This is a genomic window from Paenibacillus sp. JT22N15, from assembly GCF_059383755.1.
On sequence record NZ_JBXENV010000001.1, the window covers coordinates 827074 to 845934 of the forward strand.

19 protein-coding genes are annotated in these 18861 nt (G+C 49.0%); 7 read left to right on the top strand and 12 right to left on the bottom strand.

Annotation, left to right across the window (positions count from 1 at the left end; genetic code table 11):
- Window positions 1–107: 107 nt before the first annotated feature.
- Window positions 108–1289 (bottom strand): glycosyltransferase family 4 protein, encoded by a 1182-nt coding sequence (locus AC50X8_RS03650; protein ID WP_056043142.1) that lies wholly within the window; start codon window positions 1287–1289, stop codon window positions 108–110.
- 191 nt (window positions 1290–1480) lie between these two features.
- Here AC50X8_RS03650 and AC50X8_RS03655 point away from each other — a divergent pair, with 191 nt between their 5' ends.
- Window positions 1481–2041 carry a phosphatase PAP2 family protein gene (locus tag AC50X8_RS03655; protein ID WP_056043140.1) on the top strand — a complete coding sequence of 187 codons (561 nt, stop codon included), beginning with the start codon at window positions 1481–1483 and terminating at the stop codon, window positions 2039–2041.
- Window positions 2042–2106: 65 nt separating this feature from the next.
- Here AC50X8_RS03655 and trmB read toward each other — a convergent pair whose 3' ends face one another.
- Together trmB and AC50X8_RS03665 are read right to left on the bottom strand one after the other, a co-directional pair.
- Window positions 2107–2859 (bottom strand): tRNA (guanosine(46)-N7)-methyltransferase TrmB, encoded by a 753-nt coding sequence (trmB, locus tag AC50X8_RS03660; RefSeq protein ID WP_056043137.1) that lies wholly within the window; start codon window positions 2857–2859, stop codon window positions 2107–2109.
- 169 nt (window positions 2860–3028) lie between these two features.
- Complete coding sequence (locus AC50X8_RS03665; RefSeq protein WP_056043134.1) at window positions 3029–3235, bottom strand: hypothetical protein; 207 nt, start codon at window positions 3233–3235, stop codon at window positions 3029–3031.
- Between the two features lie 414 nt (window positions 3236–3649).
- Here AC50X8_RS03665 and mnmL point away from each other — a divergent pair, with 414 nt between their 5' ends.
- From mnmL to AC50X8_RS03690, 5 genes are all read left to right on the top strand, one after another.
- Entirely contained in the window at window positions 3650–4621 is a 972-nt protein-coding gene (mnmL, locus tag AC50X8_RS03670; RefSeq protein ID WP_056043131.1) for a tRNA modification radical SAM protein MnmL/YtqA, read from the top strand.
- Window position 4622: 1 nt separating this feature from the next.
- A complete protein-coding gene (mnmM, locus tag AC50X8_RS03675) occupies window positions 4623–5213 on the top strand; it encodes a tRNA 5-(aminomethyl)-2-thiouridylate-methyltransferase MnmM (RefSeq protein ID WP_056043128.1) in 591 nt (196 codons plus the stop codon).
- 37 nt (window positions 5214–5250) lie between these two features.
- Complete coding sequence (locus AC50X8_RS03680; RefSeq protein ID WP_056043125.1) at window positions 5251–6222, top strand: type I phosphomannose isomerase catalytic subunit; 972 nt, start codon at window positions 5251–5253, stop codon at window positions 6220–6222.
- A 154-nt stretch (window positions 6223–6376) separates the two neighbouring features.
- Window positions 6377–7384 (top strand): hypothetical protein, encoded by a 1008-nt coding sequence (locus tag AC50X8_RS03685; RefSeq protein ID WP_494878633.1) that lies wholly within the window; start codon window positions 6377–6379, stop codon window positions 7382–7384.
- A 24-nt stretch (window positions 7385–7408) separates the two neighbouring features.
- Window positions 7409–7831, top strand: a complete 423-nt coding sequence (locus AC50X8_RS03690) for a DUF1801 domain-containing protein (RefSeq protein WP_494878635.1) — start codon at window positions 7409–7411, stop codon at window positions 7829–7831.
- Window positions 7832–7847: 16 nt separating this feature from the next.
- Here AC50X8_RS03690 and AC50X8_RS03695 read toward each other — a convergent pair whose 3' ends face one another.
- From AC50X8_RS03695 to AC50X8_RS03725, 7 genes are all read right to left on the bottom strand, one after another.
- Window positions 7848–8147 (bottom strand): MazG nucleotide pyrophosphohydrolase domain-containing protein, encoded by a 300-nt coding sequence (locus tag AC50X8_RS03695; protein WP_494878640.1) that lies wholly within the window; start codon window positions 8145–8147, stop codon window positions 7848–7850.
- A gap of 27 nt (window positions 8148–8174) precedes the next feature.
- Window positions 8175–8771: an MSMEG_1061 family FMN-dependent PPOX-type flavoprotein gene (locus AC50X8_RS03700; protein ID WP_494878644.1), complete on the bottom strand. Its 597-nt coding sequence runs from the start codon at window positions 8769–8771 to the stop codon at window positions 8175–8177.
- A gap of 67 nt (window positions 8772–8838) precedes the next feature.
- Window positions 8839–9537 (bottom strand): MOSC domain-containing protein, encoded by a 699-nt coding sequence (locus AC50X8_RS03705; protein WP_494878646.1) that lies wholly within the window; start codon window positions 9535–9537, stop codon window positions 8839–8841.
- 452 nt (window positions 9538–9989) lie between these two features.
- A complete protein-coding gene (rocF, locus tag AC50X8_RS03710) occupies window positions 9990–10907 on the bottom strand; it encodes an arginase (protein ID WP_494878648.1) in 918 nt (305 codons plus the stop codon).
- A 50-nt stretch (window positions 10908–10957) separates the two neighbouring features.
- Window positions 10958–12508, bottom strand: a complete 1551-nt coding sequence (pruA, locus tag AC50X8_RS03715) for an L-glutamate gamma-semialdehyde dehydrogenase (RefSeq protein WP_494878650.1) — start codon at window positions 12506–12508, stop codon at window positions 10958–10960.
- Window positions 12509–12559: 51 nt separating this feature from the next.
- Window positions 12560–13756, bottom strand: a complete 1197-nt coding sequence (locus AC50X8_RS03720; protein ID WP_056043107.1) for an ornithine--oxo-acid transaminase — start codon at window positions 13754–13756, stop codon at window positions 12560–12562.
- A gap of 47 nt (window positions 13757–13803) precedes the next feature.
- A complete protein-coding gene (locus AC50X8_RS03725; RefSeq protein ID WP_056043105.1) occupies window positions 13804–14721 on the bottom strand; it encodes a proline dehydrogenase family protein in 918 nt (305 codons plus the stop codon).
- 358 nt (window positions 14722–15079) lie between these two features.
- Between AC50X8_RS03725 and AC50X8_RS03730 the strand changes: the two genes are divergently transcribed.
- The gene (locus AC50X8_RS03730; protein ID WP_056043101.1) at window positions 15080–15481 is read left to right on the top strand and encodes a VOC family protein; all 402 of its coding nucleotides are present in this window, start codon (window positions 15080–15082) and stop codon (window positions 15479–15481) included.
- A 210-nt stretch (window positions 15482–15691) separates the two neighbouring features.
- Here the strand turns inward: AC50X8_RS03730 and AC50X8_RS03735 are convergent, their stop codons facing one another.
- Window positions 15692–17149, bottom strand: a complete 1458-nt coding sequence (locus AC50X8_RS03735; RefSeq protein WP_063892707.1) for an IS110 family transposase — start codon at window positions 17147–17149, stop codon at window positions 15692–15694.
- A 557-nt stretch (window positions 17150–17706) separates the two neighbouring features.
- Window positions 17707–18621 (bottom strand): phosphotransferase, encoded by a 915-nt coding sequence (locus AC50X8_RS03740; RefSeq protein ID WP_430164622.1) that lies wholly within the window; start codon window positions 18619–18621, stop codon window positions 17707–17709.
- Between the last annotated feature and the right edge of the window lie 240 nt (window positions 18622–18861).

Consider the following 18861-nt stretch of genomic DNA (forward strand, 5'->3'; position numbering starts at 1 on the left):
CATTACCTCCTTTTGCGGCGCGTCACCCTTATTTTCATCCATTTGCTGAATTTTTAGCACTTCTGTCCTTACTTACGATAAAAAACGCGAAAATGTTTCCGTTAAATTTATCTCATAATGTGACTGACTGGTGAACGCCCCTTTGCGGATTGCCGCTCGCATTCCGCGAGAAGCCCATCAAAAATTGCATCCCAAGACTTGCGAAGACTGAACAATCTTGCGCTAATGCCCAAACTTCTTCTGCATTCCTCATCCTCGTGCAGAAGCGCAAGTGCAGCAGCAAAGCTTGCCGGGCTTCCCGCCTCGCATAACACTCCGTTTAGTCCGTGGGAGACGGAATCAAGCACGCCGCCCTTGTTCGCACAAAGGACAGGTGTGCCGCATGCCATCGCCTCAAGCACAACATTGCCGAACGTTTCCGTCGCCGACGGAAAGAGGAAAAGATCAGCAGCAGCGTACCACCTCTGCAGCTCCTCTGACGTTTGAAAGCCAAGGAAGGTTGCAGCTACGCCGCTTCTTGCGCATTGCTGCTGCAGCGCCTCTGACGAAGGACCGTCACCAGCCAGCACCAGCTTAACCTGTGCATTTGTTTGTTTTTGGAATAAGGAGAAAGCCTCAATTGCTGTTTCGACATCTTTCTCTGGAGCAAGCCTTCCTGCATAAAAAACGACAAAACATTCATGTTTTATGCCATGCTGCGCCAGCAATTGCTCCCGGTTAACCCCGGGATGAAACAAGCTTGTGTCTATACCCCGGCTCCACACCGAAAGCCGCTCCGCACCCCATCCTTTCCTAGTCAAGTCCTGCAGTGTAGATGTGGAAGGCACAAAAATCTTTTTACAGTCGTGATGAAACCATTCCATATACCTACTTAACATCTTTACCATCCATTGCAAATTATAAAACGGCAAATATTGATCAAAATTGGTGTGATACGATGCGATCAGTGGAATTTGATGCTTGCGGGCATAATGAATGCCACATAAGCCAAGGTTGAATGGGGTAGCTACATGGATGAGGGTGGGATTAAATTCATGCAGGGCATGGCGGAGATGCAGCGGATTCGGCAGCGCCAGACGGCACTCGGGGTATAGAAAAAACGGCAGGCTGGCAAAACGTTCTACAGAGCTTGCCTGCATAGCAGCCTTGGAGTCAAATATCGAGCGCTCCGGCGCCAGCACCAGACACTCCACCCCCCTGCGCTGCAAATAGGCTTTCCAGCGGCCAAGAGAACGGGCAACGCCATTTCGTTCCGGCTCATAGGTATCGGTAAAAAGCGCGAGTCTCATTCATACGCCTCCTTCGCCTTTACTCTTGAATGCTATCGGCTATTATTGTAAGGAAGGTATGTTATCGGGTAATCAACACAGTATGAACGGAACATTAATCTGGATTTTTACAAATTGTATGCGTACAGGGGCTCAAAACATGGTACTATCTTTAGAGTGGAAAACCGCCACACTTATACAGGAGGATTTGAATGAAACAATTGTTAGGATGGCTGAGAGTGCGCGAGCAGCAGCTCATTGTCTGGGCGAACAGCCGGCGTGGACATAAGCGCCTGCACCGCTGGCTTGGAAAATGGCTCAGCGTCATTACACATATGGGTGGTGCGACGTTTACCCTGACCAGTTCTCTGCTATTTGCTTTGATCGCTCCATCACCATGGAACGCAACAGGCTGGCAATGCTTCATAACCGTCGTCATTAGCCATTTCCCCGTTTTTGTGGTCAAACGCTGGTTCAAAAGGCTGCGCCCGTATCAAGCGCTGGAGGGGTTGACCACCAGTCGCAAGCCGCTTGTCGATTCGTCATTCCCATCTGGACATACGACAGCGATATTCGCCTGGCTCATCCCAATTGTGCTTACGAGCGGCGTCCTGCTGGTTATTACCGTCCCAATTGCTGCGGTTATAGGCGTTTCGGTAGGCTGGTCGAGGATGTACTTGGGGCTGCATTATCCTTCCGACGTTATTGTCGGCGCATTTATAGGCACGGTCACGGCATTCGCCGTACAATACAGCTGGGTTACTGCCATGTAACCTAGCTGTATTTGGCTTTTGCCCGTTTTTTTACTGCGGGGATCGTTGATTAATGGTTTGAAAGGCTAGTCTTCTGTTTCTTCGTCCTGATCGCTTTGCTCCGCTTCACGCTGGGCATTCGCCAGCTTGTTTTCGCGGAATTTCGCCAGCGCCGCTGAGCCGATTACAGCTTCCAGACGGTAGATCGGCTGGCCCTTGTCCATAAATTTCATCTCATATTCAGTAAATACAAGCTCCTCGCGCGGCTCATCCTTATGCAAATGCAAGGAAATGTTCCGAAGCTGAAGCTCCATCTCCGTAAAGCTGTTCAATGAGAACTCAAACAGCGACATCGAATCGGTCTTAAAATGAATTTCTCCGCGCTCGTTCAGCAATTGACCATACTTCGCCAGAAAACGCGGATGCGTCAGCCTGCGGCGGGCATGCTTCGCTTTTGGCCAAGGATCGCTGAAATTCAGATGAATGCGCTCAAGCTCGCCCGGCTCAAACATCGTCTCGATCTGCTCGATATTCGCGCGCAGCAGCGCCAAATTAGGCGGATGGCTAACTCCCTGCTCTGCCCAAATCGCATGTGCCTTCTCGCCTGCACGGCGAATCAGCTCATCATACATATCTACGCCAATAAAATTAATATGCGGATTGCGCGCGCTCATATGGCTGATGAAACGGCCCTTGCCCATGCCAAGCTCCACATAAATCGGGTTATCATTGCCGAAAAAATCGCGCCATTTCCCTTTAAGCGGGGCAGCATCCAAAACAACAAGCTCAGGCTGTGCCTCCAGGCTTTCACGAATTCCTTTTCTTCCTCTTAATCGCATTGTATTTGAATCCTCCATTTAATTGCGGGCGCGCCCGAATTGTGGGCAACTCCCGCATATAAGCTAGTCCTTATTGTGCCTAAGATCGCCCTTCTTGTAAAGCCGATAGCCAAAAAAAAGAACCGCAGGGTGGCCGCCCCCGCGGTTCTTCTACTAATTATAGAGCAGCTCAGATCAGCAAGCGATAATCAATCGGAGCACTGGATTTATCGATTTCATAAGTTTCTTCCAGCGCTTCATTCAACTTCTTGCGCGCAGATACTTCAACATGATGATTATTGTGGAATCTGACACCGCTCAGCGCCATCAGCTCTTTAACTGTCAATTCTACCGTTACTTTCTCATCGCCATGTGGAATTCTAGTTTGCTGGCTCATTAGACATCACCTCATCGTTTAATATAACTCATTATTTCCAGACAAACGACATTGTATGACAATCGCTACGAATTAGCTATGTTAGGTTTTTTTGTTGCCATTTCACACTTTTAATATAACAGATCATGTAAGGTATAGCAAGCCTATTTTCTGTTTTCTCAAAAATAATTTCCAGTTTTCCGCATAGTGGAAACGTTTACATTCAGCCTATAATCGGGCGTGGCTTTCCGCCTGTTTTTTCGTTAAAATAGAGGGAGCGAATAAATGGCGGTCAAAAAGAATCTGCACTGCGTGAAAGGTTTGGCTTATGAAGCAGCTTTCCTGCGGAAAGCTTAAGTATATGCTTCTCCGATTCAAACCTTTCACTCCGCTCCGATTTTTTCACCACCCTTTTTATAAGAGAAGGAGAACGGAATGAATTCATTAAAAGCAACAGCATTAGAATCAGCCAATGAACCCCAGCTATGGGGCGATAAAAGATTTCATACATGGAACTACGAGATGCGCGAGCAATTCGGGGGCAAAGTGTTCAAGGTCATGCTAGATGCCGGATTTACTTGTCCGAACCGCGATGGATCCATTGCCAAGGGCGGCTGCACCTTCTGCAGCGCGCGCGGATCAGGCGACTTTGCCGGGAGCCGGCGGGATGATCTCATTACCCAGTTCAACAACATTCGCGACCGCCAGCATCAAAAATGGCCCGATGCCCAGTATATCGGCTACTTTCAGGCCTATACGAACACTTACGCACCCGTAGAGGAGCTTCGCGAATATTACGAAGTGATTTTACAGCAGCCTGGCGTTGTCGGCCTGTCGATTGCAACCCGCCCCGACTGTCTGCCGGACGATGTCGTCGATTATTTGGCGGAGCTCAATGAGCGCACCTACCTCTGGATCGAAATGGGACTTCAGACGGTGCATGAATCGACCTCAGAGCTGATTAACCGGGCGCATGATACCGCCTGCTATGTTGACGCGGTAAAACGCTTGCGTGCGCGCGGCATCCGCGTCTGCGCCCATATTATTTATGGACTGCCGCAGGAAACGCATGAAATGATGCTGGACACCGGACGCGCCGTTGCCGCCATGGATGTACAGGGCATCAAAATCCATCTGCTCCATCTCATGCGCAAGACGCCAATGGTTCGCCAATATGAGGCTGGACTGCTGCGCTTTCTGGAGAAGGACGAATACGTCAAGCTCATTGGCGACACGCTGGAGTTTTTGCCGCCAGAGATGATCGTCCATCGCCTCACTGGAGATGCGCCGCGCGACCTGCTCATCGGCCCAATGTGGAGCCTCAAGAAATGGGAAGTGCTCAATGCAATTGATGATGAGCTGCGTAAGCGTGGCACTTGGCAAGGAAAGCTGTGGGTGAACAGCTAGCATGGGATTTTTATCGGTTCTCAGCATGGCGCATCGCTGGATGGCCGAACGGGCACAGCCCGGTGATGCCGTCATCGATGCCACGTCAGGCGGCGGCGTTGACACGCTAGCCCTCGCCCGTCTCGTCGGCGAACGCGGCAGCGTATTCGCCTTCGACATCCAGCAGGCGGCGCTCGACCGGACGCGGGAGCGGCTGGATGCAATACGTGCAAGCGGCAAGGAAAAGCTCGCGGAGACGCAGCTTTTGCTCCAAAGCCACGAGCATATGGCGGATGGCCTGCCAACCGCACTGCATGGCAATATTGCCGGAGTGATGTTTAATCTCGGCTTTTTGCCTGGTGGCGATGAGTCGCTTATTACGCAGCCATCGACTACAATTGCCGCGCTGGAAGCAGCGCTTGCTCTGCTTCGTCCGGGCGGCATCATTACATGCGTCGTCTATCCCGGTCATCCGGGCGGCGCGGAGGAAGCGGCTGCCGTACAGCAATGGGTTGAAGCACTGCCTGATGAGGCTGCCTCCACTATGCTGTACCGTCAGCTTCATAAGAAAGCTGCACCATATTTGCTTGGCGTAGAGAAAAAAGCCAAATGAAAAGCTTAAACTACTTAACTTAGGGAGAGATACTGTAATGACTAAACCATATCCACTGCAATTTCAACCAGAGATGAAGGAACGTATTTGGGGAGGCCGTGCGCTTGAGCAGTTTGGGCTTACGCTGCCGGAAGGCTCGATTGGCGAAGGCTGGATGATCGGCGACCATCCGAATGGCACGACGAAGGTTATTAATGGCGAGCTTGCTGGCAAAGGCCTCGACGAAATTCGCGAAGCTTATGGCCGCGAGTGGTTCGGCACGAAAGGCTTCTCCGAAAAAAATGGCCGCTTCCCGCTTCTCATCAAGCTGCTCGATTGCAATGATGACCTGTCGATTCAGGTTCACCCGACCGACACGTACGAAGGATTGCCTGAAGGCGAGCTTGGCAAAACCGAAATGTGGTACATCCTTGATGCCAAGCCAGGCGCAACGATTATTTACGGCTTGAAGGACGGCGTAGACCGCGGCGCTATGGAAGCTGCAATTGCTGAAGGACGCATTATGGATACGCTGCAAGAGGTTCCCGTTCAAGCAGGCGACGCCTTTTACATACCGGCAGGAACCGTCCATGCGCTGTGCGCTGGCGTAGTCGTTGCCGAAATTCAGCAAAACTCCGATACGACTTACCGCCTGTATGATTATGACCGTCTTGGTCTTGATGGCGAGCTGCGCGATCTGCATATCGAGGACTCGCTGAACGTCATTGCTTATGACGGCGCTGGTGCAAGCCGCATGACTACCGAAGGCGTTGCTGATGGCCAGTGGCTGACCATTGCCTCATCTCCTTATTTTATTGTGGAAAAAGGAATCATCCGCTCCGCAGCAGCTTATGAAACGCCTGCTACAAGCTTCGTCATCCTGATCGTTGCCGAAGGCAGCGGCAAGCTGAAATGGGCAGATGGCGAGCTCGCACTCGCTGCAGGCCAAGCTTACTTGCTTCCAGCAAGCCTTGGCGGCTATGAGCTGGACGGCAGCCTGACCGTCATTCGCAGCGTTGTGCCTGAGTAAGGATTTTTTAAGGGGCAAGGACATAAAGGAATAGACAACAGGGATGCGAGCAAATCGCGTCCCTGTTTTATTTGTATAGGGCATATCGGAGCATGCGTTCACATTCCTTGATCATGTATAATTTATAGGGAGACTCGCTTTACATATAAGAGAGGTGTTACCTATTCGCTTAGGAGAAAATAATCATAAGTACGCTGAGCTGCATGCCTTTATAAAACATGGCGGATTTATCGAAATACCCGAAAACGGACATTTAACCTTTCATGAGCTGCTAATTGCCTGCCAAGCAAGCGCAAGAAGTGGACAAAGTACGGTATTGGATTTTGAATTTCGCCACTTCGACTTGTCCCTAATCTATGTACATGACCAATATTATGGCTCGCTTATCGACTTTAAGAGGCTGGCCCGAATCAAGAACTCTCATAAAATAGCAAAGCTAGGCGACATTCATTTTTGGCATGATTTTGAGCGATATGCGGCCCAGCATCGTCTAACTATTCGCACATGCACACAAACCAAAAACAGCAGAAAAGCCATACTCGACAACGGCTTGCGCCTCATTTTTCATTATTCCAAAGCCCATGATGATTTCCTCATAAGCGAAATAACAAGCCGGTTTGGGAACAAACGAATGATTAATTCTACGCTCTCGCCCTCCTCTTATATGGAGATGGAGAGTATCGATTTTTCGATCGTTGCTTATTTGAAGCACAAAGGTTTGTTCAACCTTCCCGCCCATAAAAACAGCGGCTTCCATGATTTATTGATGAAATGCAGCAGCAAGGAATGCCACAGCGCCATAACCGGCACCATTTTAGGCTTTGAGTTTAAGTACTGGCTTTTGGAAATTTTTTATGATGACCATTTGGCATTGATCGGGGAAAATCTTAAATTTATAAACCGCAGCTCATGCAGCAGCAAAGAGGAAATAATAAAGGAATATGAGATTCATTTTTGGGAAAGCTTTAAGCTTTATGCCCCGCAAAATGACCTGCAGATCATCGAAATTTGCAAGGACCACGATATGATCATTGCCTTTTTAAATACGGGAGCTAATTTGCATTTTCAGTATCAGGAGGAATTTGGCGACTACTTGATTAGTGTGATCGAAGGGGATGGAACCTCATTCAGAGAATCCTATAGACGTATTTATAACCACTAGATTAGCGATAGGAGGCATTTCAACATGTATGAGCTGAAAACGAAGGAAACCGGCAACAGCGTCATCGCATTTATCGAAGAAGTCGAAAATATTAAAAAACGGGAAGACGCTTATAAGCTGCTCGACCTCTTTACGGAATCAACGGGGCTTCCCGCAAAAATGTGGGGGCCTAGCATTATCGGCTTCGGATCGTATCACTATAAATATGAATCGGGACATGCTGGGGAGGCACCTCTAGTTGGCTTTTCACCTAGAAAAGCCAAGATCAGCCTGTATTTTGCCACAGGCGACACGCAGCGAGAGGTGCTGTTGCAGCAGCTCGGAAAGCATACAGCCGGCAAGGCATGCGTCTACATCAATAAAGTTGCCGACATTGATACGGACGTCTTAAAAGCGTTAATCCACCAGTCCATCCAGTTTCTTAAAGAAACTTATCCGAATCCTTAGAAATACCGGACTGCCCTTACCAGGTGCGGGTCTTATTGATTTCCATCTTTTTCGAAAAAGCTTGCTCCAAGTCAATATCCAGCTTATTGGCAAGGTCGCAAATATTCCACACGATATCGTACATCTCCAGGCCCAAACGGTCTTTGATTTCTTCCTTTTTCTCATGGTCGGGGTGGTAGGAAAGATGCAGCAGCTCTTTAACCGTCTCCCCCACCTCCGTAACTAAATAAAGCGCCCTTTGCTCAATCGTTGATTCGTCAAACCCATGAGCAAGGCTGAATTCCTTCACATGCTTTTGCATTTCAGATAATTGCATGACTGTACCTGCCTTTGTTGTCTAAAATTATTTTTTTAACGGGAAGCCATTAATTTCAAGATGGGCTTTAAACAAATCTTGAACGGATGGCAGCTGCTCCTTGGAAGGCCACTGCTCATGCGACCATAATCCGGCCTGCTTGAACGCCCGCGGGCAGTGGATGAAACATTCCTCGACTTCAACGACAACGGCAAGGCCGCTCGTCTTGCCGTTCCACTCCATGCTGCTGATAAACGCTTCATTACGCGTAATGCTCGCACGTCCATTCACCCGCATCACTTCATCAAGCCCCGGAATAATAAAAATCATGCCGATTTGCGGATTGTCAATCACATTCAGCAAGGAGTCCATTCTTCTATTGCCCGGACGATCCGGGAATGCGATTTGCTTCTCATTAAGCACCTTTACAAAGCCAGCCTCATCCCCGCGCGGGGAAACATCGCCTACACCAGCGGCATTCGAGGTCGCTAGAAAAAAGAGCGGCGACATCGACAAGTAATTGGCGGCATGCGGATCGATAATGGAAATCGTTTTTTTCACGACGGCTTCGGAAGGCTCGGTCATCATGCTTCTCAGCTCTTCCGCGGTCGTCACTTTATCTTCCTGCCACAATAAATGGGTCATGCAGGTCTACCTCCTCGTTTTTGATTGCTTTGCTATATAGCATGCATACCCTAGTCAATCGTTCAACTTAATCGGCTTGCTTATTCGCCGCTTGGCCCGATAGCCGCTCCGTTGTATCCGTCTCCAGCCCGGCCAGACGTTTTGTGAAAGTCGCCCTCCAACTGCTGGACAGCTCTGGCGCGGCAAGCAGCCGCTCCATGCCCTCCTGATTCGTTTTCTCCACATGCATAATTTGATTCGCGTAAGAAATCGACAACGCTGCCGGATGCTTGCTTATGCATATTAAAGAGTCCGAAGGCGAAACGACACCTTCCTTGAGCACTCGAAAATAATACCCGGTATAGCCGGTCTGCTGCACCTGCAGCGGAAGCTCGGGCAAGCCGTATTTGACGGACAGCTTGAAGCAGGGCTGACGAGGCTGGCTTGCCTGCACAATTGCCGTCCCAAGCTGGAACGTATCGCCAATATGGATATTCTCCTCAACGATGCCCTGCGTCGTAAGATTTTCGCCAAAGGCGCCGAAGCTCATCGGCAAGCCCTGCGTCTCCCAATAGGCATAATGCTCAAAAGGATACACGCACACCGCCTTATCCTCCCCGCCATGATGGACCAAATCCGCTTGGCCGTCTCCCTCGAAGCAGACGGCAGTAAGCTTAACAGCATCCTGGACAGGATGCTTATGAATGCCCGTTAAAACCTCTTTCTTCAAATAGGGTACCTGCTGAGGCATCCCAATATTGATCGATTTAATTGAACCCGCTACCACTATGCTTCCCTCCTGTCTGCTGATCAGACGCCGCCCTTTCGACCATCCAGCCAGCCTTCATTCCACCTGTAGCCATCGATATCTATCGCTTTATCATATAAAATGCATAATCCAGTCCTTCTATTATGGACGGTTCAGCACATAATTTCCAGCAAAAATACGCAAGTGCCGAAGCTACAATCGGCTTATTCCATTAACGGAATGGCCGGCGATGCTTGGCTCCACCAGCTCGGGATACGCAGCAGCAAGCACTGCGGAAGAGGCATTCAACTCATTAATTGTACTCTATCCATACACCTCAGATGCGCCTACATGATTGTATGACCCTACACTTAATGTCTATAAGAATAACGATAATCATCACAAGGAGGCGGCTTCCGCTGCCAGATGGCTACTGGACACGGAAGCAGCCTCCTTGTGTTTCTGCTGTTTATGCCGGACTTGCTGCCGAGCTACATAATTTGCTCACCGAAAACAGAACCGATCAGCTCGACTGCTGTATGAGCTGTTTTGTTGCGGTAATCGAGTACCGGATTCACCTCAACAAACTCCGCGGATACAAGCCGCTTCGATTCGGCCAGCATCTCCATCGCAAGATGGCTTTCCCGATAGCTGACTCCGCCGATAATTGGCGTACCGACACCCGGGGCATCATTCGGGTCAAGACCGTCCAAATCGAAGCTCAAATGGACGCCATCTGCTGCCGCAAGCCGCTCAAGCGCTTCCTCCATTACCTGGTCCATGCCTCGCCGATCAATATCATGCATCGTATAGACGCGGACGCCAAGCTTGCGCAGCAAAGCCTTCTCGCCCGGATCAATCGAGCGGGCCCCGATAATGACGACATCCTCCGGACGGATCGGCTCGCGTTTGCCACCGGCGCCTCCTACTCCAAGCAGGCGCCGGCTGCCATAGCCGAGACTAACCGCCAGCGACATGCCGTGAATATTGCCCGACGGCGTAGTATCCGCTGTGTTGGCATCACAATGCGCATCGAACCATAACACGCCAAGGCGCGGAATATGGCGCTGCACCCCTTTTATCGTGCCAATGGCAATGCTGTGGTCGCCGCCCAAAATAAGCGGAAACCGCCCTTTCCCCAGCTCCTCGGCCGTTTTGTCCGCCAGCTTGCTATTGACTCTAACGAGCTCATCTACATATTTCAGCTTCTCGCCTGGTTCGGGACGCGATGCAGGGCGGCGCACAGCCACATCGCCCAAATCATGCACCATATAGCCGAGCTGCTCCAGCTTCTGCTCAATACCCGCGCAGCGAATGGCACTTGGGCCCATATCGACGCCGCGGCGGTCTGCCCCCAGATCAATCGGGACACCGATAATTGAAATATCCGTTTGGCTAATCGGCAGCATAAGCCATCCTCCTTTACCTGCTGGGCTTGATTATCACCTGCTTCAGCTATTTACAGCTGCTCCGAAATCAGCTTAAGCTGTGTAAATTGCAGCAAATAATCCGGCCCCCCGGCTTTGGAATCCGTTCCCGACATATTGAAGCCGCCGAAAGGATGGACACCGACGATGGCTCCTGTACATTTTCGATTAAAATAAAGATTGCCGACATGGAACTGCTCGCGCGCCAGCTCCAGCTTAACGCGGTTCGTCGAAAATACCGCACCTGTGAGTCCATATTCCGTGTTGTTGGCAATCTCAAGCGCCTCTTCATAAGATGAAGCTTTGCAGAAGCCGAGCACCGGGCCAAAAACCTCCTCCTGCATCAGTACAGCATCAGGCTTGAGATCAGCAATAATCGTAGGCTGAATGAAATAGCCATCGCCTTCCGCCTTTTGCCCTCCGGTCACAAGCCTCCCTTCCTTGCTGCCCGTTTCGATATATTCGCAAATTTTGCGGTACGCATTCGAATCAATGACTGGCCCTGTATAGTTGCTAAAGTCCACCGTATTGCCGACGGTCAGCGCCTCCGTCAGCTCGGTGCAGCGTTTTAATACCGCGTCATAGACAGCCTCGTGGACGATGGCCCGGGAGCAGGCGGAGCATTTTTGCCCGGAAAAGCTGAATGCCGAAGCGACAATCGCCTGCGCCGCTGCTTCCAGATCCGCTTCGCTATCAACAACGATGGCATCTTTGCCGCCCAGCTCGCCGACAAACCGTTTTAGCCAAACTTGGCCCGGCGATGTTTTGGCAGACAGCTCGAATATTCGCAGTCCGACTTCCCGAGAACCCGTGAAGGAAATGAAGCGCGTCAGCGGATGCGTCACGAGCAAATCGCCAATTTCCGCGCCGCTCCCCGGTAAAAACTGGACGACATCGGCCGGCATGCCCGCCTGCTCCAGCACCTCGACGAACTTGTACGCGATCACAGGCGTTGTGCTTGCCGGCTTCAGCACTACCGTGTTGCCCGCCACTACCGCCGCCGTCGTCATGCCCGCCATAATCGCCAGCGGAAAGTTCCACGGCGGAATGACGACACCGACGCCAAGCGGAATATATTGCAGATCGTTATCTTCGCCGCGCCGAACGACCAGCTTTTTCGCTACCGTTTCACTCATCTCCAGCATTTGCCGCGCATAATATTCGAGAAAATCAATCGCTTCCGCCGTATCAGCATCTGCTTCCCCGCGCGTCTTGCCCGCCTCAATCATGAGCCAGGCGTTAAACTCATGCTTGCGGCGGCGCAAAATTGCTGCTGCCTTAAACAGCAATCTCGCCCGATGCGCCACAGGCACCTTGGACCACGACTTAAACGTCTCATAGGCGCTTGCGATCGCCTGCTCTGCTTGCTCTGCATTTGCCTTCGATACCCGCCCCACGACCTCGCTCGTGCTGGAAGGATTGATGGAGCTTTGCATTTCCTCTGTCATGACCCTGCTGCCGCCGATAATAAGCGGATAAACATGGCCCAGCTGCTGCTGCACTTGGCTAATTGCTGCTGCAAGCGCCTCGCTGTTCGCCTCGATCGTAAAATCGGTAAATGGCTCCGGTACATAAGTAATCATAGGAAAGCTCCACCCTTCTCCTCTTAAAATAGATGATTTGGATAAGTCGGGTCACATCGCTTGAAAAACATCCGCTATACGCTGAGCCGCCCATGCCAGCTCGTCTTCGGAAATGATCAGCGGCGGCGCAAGCCGGATTACCTTTTCATGCGTTTCCTTGCATAGCAGGCCGGCTTCCTTTAGCTTCTCACAGTAGGGCCGCGCCGCTCCTTTCAGCTCGATCGCAATAAAAAGCCCCCTGCCGCGCACCTCCACAATGTCGTGATGCTTGATTTCGCGCAGCTTGGTAAGCAGCCGCTCGCCCAGTGTCAGCGATCTTTCCGCGAGGCGCTCATCCTCGGTTACACGGAGCGCTGCGACTGCTACGGCGCTCGCCAGCGGATTGCCGCCAAAAGTTGAGCCATGCGAGCCCGGCTCAAACACGCCCAAAATGCTGCTGTCCGCCGCTACCGCTGACACAGGCAGCACGCCGCCGCCAAGCGCTTTGCCCATAATGTAAACATCCGGCGTGACCGCTTCCCAATCACAGGCGAAGCGCTTGCCCGTACGGCCAAACCCCGTCTGAATCTCGTCTGCCATCAGCAGCACCTGATGCTGATGGCACAAAGCGGCAGCCTGGCGCAAATAACCTTCCGGCGGAATAATGATGCCAGCTTCCCCTTGAATCGGCTCGACGAGAAACGCAGCCGTATTCGGGGTAATGGCCGCTTCCAGCGCCGCAATATCGCCATAGGGAATAATGGTGAAGCCCGGTGTAAACGGGCCAAAGTCTTCCCGATACGAAAGCTCGGAAGAGAAAGACGTAACGGTCAGCGTCCGACCGTGAAAATTGCCGGCGCACACAATAATGTCCGCTTGGCCCGACGGAATGCCCTTTACCCGGTAGCCATATCTGCGGGCCGCCTTCACCGCCGTCTCTACCGCTTCCACACCGGTATTCATCGGCAGCAGCATATTTTTGCCCGTTAAATCTGTCAGCAGCGCAAGCAATTCCCCAAACGGCTCATTATAAAAAGCTCGCGACGTCAGCGTGACCAGATCCGCTTGGTTCTTCAAAGCTTCTATAATTCGCGGATGCCGATGCCCTTGATTGAGCGCCGAATACCCGCTGAGCATATCCATGTAACGCTTTCCATCCGGGTCCTCGACCCACACGCCTTCCGCCTTGGCGATGACAATCGGCAGCGGATGATAGTTATGCGCGCCAAGCCGCTCGGTCTGCTCAATCGTATTAGCCTGCTCCTTCATGACCATCCCTCTTTCCAGCCTGATGGCTATTTCTTTCTCAGCTCAGCCTATCGTTTGAACATGGATTTGAGCACAAAAGAGACATTTTCCGGCCGTTCGGCCAGCCGCCGCATAAAGTAGCCATACCAATCTGTTCCGTACGGCACATAGACCCGCACCTTGTAGCCCTCTTCAACGAGCTGCTGCTGGAGCGCTGTGCGAATGCCGTACAGCATTTGAAATTCAAACCGCGTCATCGGTATTGCCTGCTCCTTGACATAACCCTTTACCCATTCAATAATCGCATCATCATGGGTTGCGACAGCGGCATAATGGCCGTTTTCCAGCTGTTTTTTAATGAGATGGATAAAATTGTGATCTACATCCGCTTTGTCAGGGAAAGCGACCTCTGGCGGCTCTTTGTAGGCGCCTTTTACCAATCGGTAGTTCGGCTTCAAAATGCTCAGCCGCTCCATATCCGCTTCGGTTTTGAATAAATAAGCCTGCAGGACAATGCCGATATGATGGCCGAACTCTGCGCGCAGCTGCTCATACATTTGGATCGACGGCTCATTGCGGGCGTAATCCTCCATATCGATGCGCACGAAGCTATCCAGCCGTTTCGCCTCCGATACGATCATTCGCATATGGCTAAGGCATAGCGGATAAGAAATATCCAGCCCGAGCTGCGTCAGCTTCACGGAAACGTTGGCGGCGGCCCCGGCGCTCGCAATAGCTTGCAGCCCTTTCACAACCTCTTCGGCGGATTCCTTCGCTTCCTGCTCGCTTCGGGTAAATTCGCCAAGATGGTCAAGCGTCACGACGAGGCCGCTCTCGTTAAGCGCGGCTACCTTCTTCATCGCTGCGGCAAGCGTCTCTCCCGCTACGAAGCGTTCTGCGCCAAGGCGAAGCCCAAAGCGCTGCGCCATCCGATTGGCTAATCGGTTTTTGGACAAATACAACAGCATGTCACGCATGACCGCCATGCGTTCCCCTCCTTCTAGGCAATGTCCTGCCGCTTCTTTCTTGAATGGCAGCAGGCTCCGACTGTGGCATAGGCGAAATGTGCTTATGAAATAAGGTATGAATGCAGACAGGCAATAAATCCATCATTACAACAAAAGCTTGATGAACATCCTTGTTTTTCCGTTATTCGAAAAATCTTTCCGGATATAATAAAAAACTCGGAGCTGTGCCGAGCATAACGAAGCTTATTGGTGTGTATTGAAAATGTTGTATTAGACTGGATTGAAAATAGAAACAGCGGTAGCCTTGATTCGCTTCTGCTGCCAGAGGTAGAGTATAGTAGGAGTAGTTTAAAATATATTACAGGAGGCTACGCTCATGTCACAGGAGATTTGGATTAACCTGCCGGTCAAAGATGTTGAGAGGTCAACTACCTTTTTCAATGAGATTGGATTCCATGCGGCGAGCGTTGGTAACGAGAGAGCCAAGCTTGCCATAGGCCAAACAACGATTTTGCTGTTCCCGGATGCGGCGTTTGAGAAATTTACAGGTTCAAAAAAAGCAGATACTTCCCAAAGCGCAGAAGTCATATTTTCCATTGGCGCTAAAAGCAGAGACGAAGTAGATGCCTTTATTCAAAAAGTAGAGTTAGCTGGAGGAAGCATCTTTAGCAAGCCTAGTGAAAATGACGGCTGGATGTACGGCGCAGCATTTGCCGACCTGGACGGTCACCGCTGGAACCTGCTGTACATGGATGAAAGCAAAATGCCAAAAAGCTAATAGGGAAACGCCGGTCACCTGCTTAAGGTCACCGGCGTTTTTTTGCACCGCATATAGACCGACTTCCGATCACTGCGGCGAGTCTAATGTAGTGTAGTGCTTATAAAAATTCAGTGGGCCCATCACCGTAAACTGGAAGTTCCTTAGTTTCCAATTTACAAGGCAATGGGCTATTTATGTTCTATACTAAGGCAGTGTACGATACGTCGTTTATAAGGCATCGTCATCAGCTAACTCATCCGCTTGGCGTTCGTAATCTTCTAAATTAGCTGGGATCTTTAATCTTACTTTATCGCCATTAAGGATTACTCCCATTTTGCTCGCGTGTTTGAACGGATCATACGGTTCGTTGTTTTTAAGGCATGAGTATAAAACTTGGGCTATCTTACCGCATACATGACCTATTGCTTTTCTCTTCGCCATCCCTCGATCAACTAATCGTTTATAGTAAACACGAAAACTATTTTCACTTATTTTTGGAGATATTAACAGTAAAGTCATTAAGAATAGAACTCTACGAGTATCTCTAACACCCTCGTATGTCTGCCTACTTTTAAAAACAGATGTGCCCGAGATTTTATTCTCAGCGGCTACACCAAGGTATTTTTTAAGCTCTAAATATGTTGAGAAGCGTTCAATATCACCAATAGCGCCGATAAATGTACAGGCCATAGATTCACTCATGATAGGGAATGACATAAGTATTTTTGTATAAGGATGCGGTTTGTATCCTTTTTCTTTATCACCATAAAGCAGGGAGGAAATCTGTTTATCCATGCTTTTTATCGCTTCATCTATACGCAAAGCTTCTTCAATTAGCCACGTTTGCCGTTCAGCTAGGTGTGGAATGTTCAAGGCTAATGTGTTGGGTAACAATTCCGCCAAGGTCGTAGAGGCTTTCGTAGCAGTAGTTTTTGCACCAATAGTTATTAGAGTTTGCCTAAGTTCATCCTGAGTTACCTTGGCCATTTCCTGCGATGTAGGATACTTCAGAGCCAATTTGAGGACACTTAACGCCCCGGTTTTTTTAAAAGCTCGTTTAAGTTCAGGATTGGTTACAGAAAATAATTGCTGGACTTGATTCTTACGTCTCGTTAATTGAGTAGTAAGTAACCAGCGATCCCTAGTTAATGTGCGGTACAAAACCTGCTCTGCACTTGCAGGACGAACAATTCGCACCGAACGCATATCAGGATGAAGGGTTTTGTGCCATCCCATATAGGTCATGATTCTAGCATTAATTTCATCGGATTTTTCATTAAGTCCTAGCTGGCGTTCACGAAAATCTTTTACAGCTTTATTTTCAACCTGATATATAGAATAGCCTCGATCTAATAAAACTCGAACTACAAGATATGAATAATGTCCACCAGTTGGCTCCAGTAATATAAAGAAATCCTGGGGTTTATACCCGAATTGTGCCTGAATATCTTCTAAAGCATGGATAAACTTTGTAATTCCTTGGCTATTTGAGTTGAACTTCATTGTTTTACTGCGTTTCCATTCCTTCTCACTGCGGAACTTTTCAAAAGGAATGCAAGCAGCAACATGGAAATCCGAACCGATATCAATTCCAACATAGAAGGGATAGAAGGCTCTAGAGTTTTCTTGACCTTCATTAATGCTCATATCCGTAAGCATAAAATTATCCAACTTATGATCACCTATTCGAATCATTTGCACCAGATTAACCAAGTTTTCTTAAGAGCTCCGTAATGGGCCCAATGTAGCATGTCAGGTTTTAGATTCGGTGCTGTACCCAAAATAAACTGAGAGGTCGAGAATCCGCCTCAATAACTTTAAAGGGCTTCTGTTAAGTTCTTTCGACATAAGGAAACAATTTCCTTATTTCTCTGTTAAGTTCTTTGTTAATCTACGCAAAAAAACCTGTCATTTCGACAGGTTGAATAATCATCAAATGTGCAGCGCCAAAAACTTGGAGCGCCTCATTTCTGTTAAAGAAGTCCAGGAGGATGTCCTGCCGGCTCCAAACCTATTCTGGGCGGTTGTTCCCTGAGAGGTCACTGCACAATTATATATACGCCTATTAGGGGGCTAATTCCTTCTAAATATCGTACCAGTTACCACAAATACTTTATAGAAGTCTTTCTAAGCTCCACATTAGACTCAGAGGTTAACTGGTACTAATATATTTTAGCATGTTGCTCAAAAGTAATAAAAGCCAATATATTGTACTAACGTATCCGTTAGCGGAATGACATTTCTTAATCAGCGAGAGCACGTTTTATGATCGCTTTTGCTTCAGCAACCAACTTTTCATCTTTATAATCAATTGCCTGCATCATGATCAAAATGGGAATGTATATGGCTATTAATCGAGCTAATATCTTCGTTTCTTCATCGACATCCCCATATTCTTTGAAAAAGTCTGAACGTGCATCCGGAGGCAAAAAGCTATACGCGACATTCAAGTCGCAAGCAGGATGTCCGATATTGATATCGCCCCAGTCGATAATCCCTGAAACTATTCCATTCTCGTCTACCAGCATATTTTTAAAATGAAGGTCTCCATGGAGGAATACGTTTTTGGGGTTCACTTTTTCAGTCCCAAGCTGTTCCAAATAGTTCGATAATTCACGATACTCTTCTTCACTAAAATGAAGGGCAAGGTTGGAAATGAATCTATGCAACTTTTCTTTACGCATTGCAATATCAATCAAATTTCTGTGGTCATGTTGAACTCCATTTTCTTGGGCAATTTGCACAGGGAATGCATGTAAGCTTTTTAAAAATTGCGCGAGCGTTGTTGCTGATAACGCACGTTGCTTGTCAGTTAATCCGATTGGAAACTTTCCTGATAAATAGGGGTAGCCTAGGAAAGGCGCAGGATAATTATAATCCCCTTCCCCAAAAAATAGCGGTATCGAATATGCAATGGAACAATAATCTTTAAGCTTAGGTAGTACCTTTCCTTCCATCCTTAAACTATTAATTGCAACTTCTCTTCTTGGAAAGCGAAATACATATTCGGCCCCAACAAGAAAAACAGTATTATCCCAGCCGTATCCTAGTTTTTGTACGCTTTGTGAAGCTAACTGTGGAAACTGACTGCTTATTAATTTATGAGCTAATTCTTCTGATACTTCCCATTCCGCATCCCATTGATTCGTACTTCCCATACCCATTTATCGACTCCCTCACGAAAATAGAAAATAGGCTCGACTAGCCTGTTCCATTTACAACATCATATCATTAATTTGTTCTTCTGTTCGAGAACAACCTTACCGTCTGTTCCTCTATCCTTCCCGTTAGGATTCCTGTAGAGCGTTAATTTTGCGTTTTGCATAAAAACGAGCGCCTCCAGTAAGATGGGGTAGTCACGGGTCATAGCCCTTTAGCCATCATAAGGAGGTCGCTCT

Bases quoted from the DNA above. Each gene is read 5' to 3' on its own strand.
- AC50X8_RS03650 (WP_056043142.1), bottom strand. From the start codon at position 1,289: ATGAGACTCGCGCTTTTTACCGATACCTATGAGCCGGAACGAAATGGC.
- AC50X8_RS03655 (WP_056043140.1), top strand. From the start codon at position 1,481: ATGAAACAATTGTTAGGATGGCTGAGAGTGCGCGAGCAGCAGCTCATT.
- trmB (WP_056043137.1), bottom strand. From the start codon at position 2,859: ATGCGATTAAGAGGAAGAAAAGGAATTCGTGAAAGCCTGGAGGCACAG.
- AC50X8_RS03665 (WP_056043134.1), bottom strand. From the start codon at position 3,235: ATGAGCCAGCAAACTAGAATTCCACATGGCGATGAGAAAGTAACGGTA.
- mnmL (WP_056043131.1), top strand. From the start codon at position 3,650: ATGAATTCATTAAAAGCAACAGCATTAGAATCAGCCAATGAACCCCAG.
- mnmM (WP_056043128.1), top strand. From the start codon at position 4,623: ATGGGATTTTTATCGGTTCTCAGCATGGCGCATCGCTGGATGGCCGAA.
- AC50X8_RS03680 (WP_056043125.1), top strand. From the start codon at position 5,251: ATGACTAAACCATATCCACTGCAATTTCAACCAGAGATGAAGGAACGT.
- AC50X8_RS03690 (WP_494878635.1), top strand. From the start codon at position 7,409: ATGTATGAGCTGAAAACGAAGGAAACCGGCAACAGCGTCATCGCATTT.
- AC50X8_RS03695 (WP_494878640.1), bottom strand. From the start codon at position 8,147: ATGCAATTATCTGAAATGCAAAAGCATGTGAAGGAATTCAGCCTTGCT.
- AC50X8_RS03700 (WP_494878644.1), bottom strand. From the start codon at position 8,771: ATGACCCATTTATTGTGGCAGGAAGATAAAGTGACGACCGCGGAAGAG.
- rocF (WP_494878648.1), bottom strand. From the start codon at position 10,907: ATGCTGCCGATTAGCCAAACGGATATTTCAATTATCGGTGTCCCGATT.
- pruA (WP_494878650.1), bottom strand. From the start codon at position 12,508: ATGATTACTTATGTACCGGAGCCATTTACCGATTTTACGATCGAGGCG.
- AC50X8_RS03720 (WP_056043107.1), bottom strand. From the start codon at position 13,756: ATGAAGGAGCAGGCTAATACGATTGAGCAGACCGAGCGGCTTGGCGCG.
- AC50X8_RS03725 (WP_056043105.1), bottom strand. From the start codon at position 14,721: ATGGCGGTCATGCGTGACATGCTGTTGTATTTGTCCAAAAACCGATTA.
- AC50X8_RS03730 (WP_056043101.1), top strand. From the start codon at position 15,080: ATGTCACAGGAGATTTGGATTAACCTGCCGGTCAAAGATGTTGAGAGG.
- AC50X8_RS03740 (WP_430164622.1), bottom strand. From the start codon at position 18,621: ATGGGAAGTACGAATCAATGGGATGCGGAATGGGAAGTATCAGAAGAA.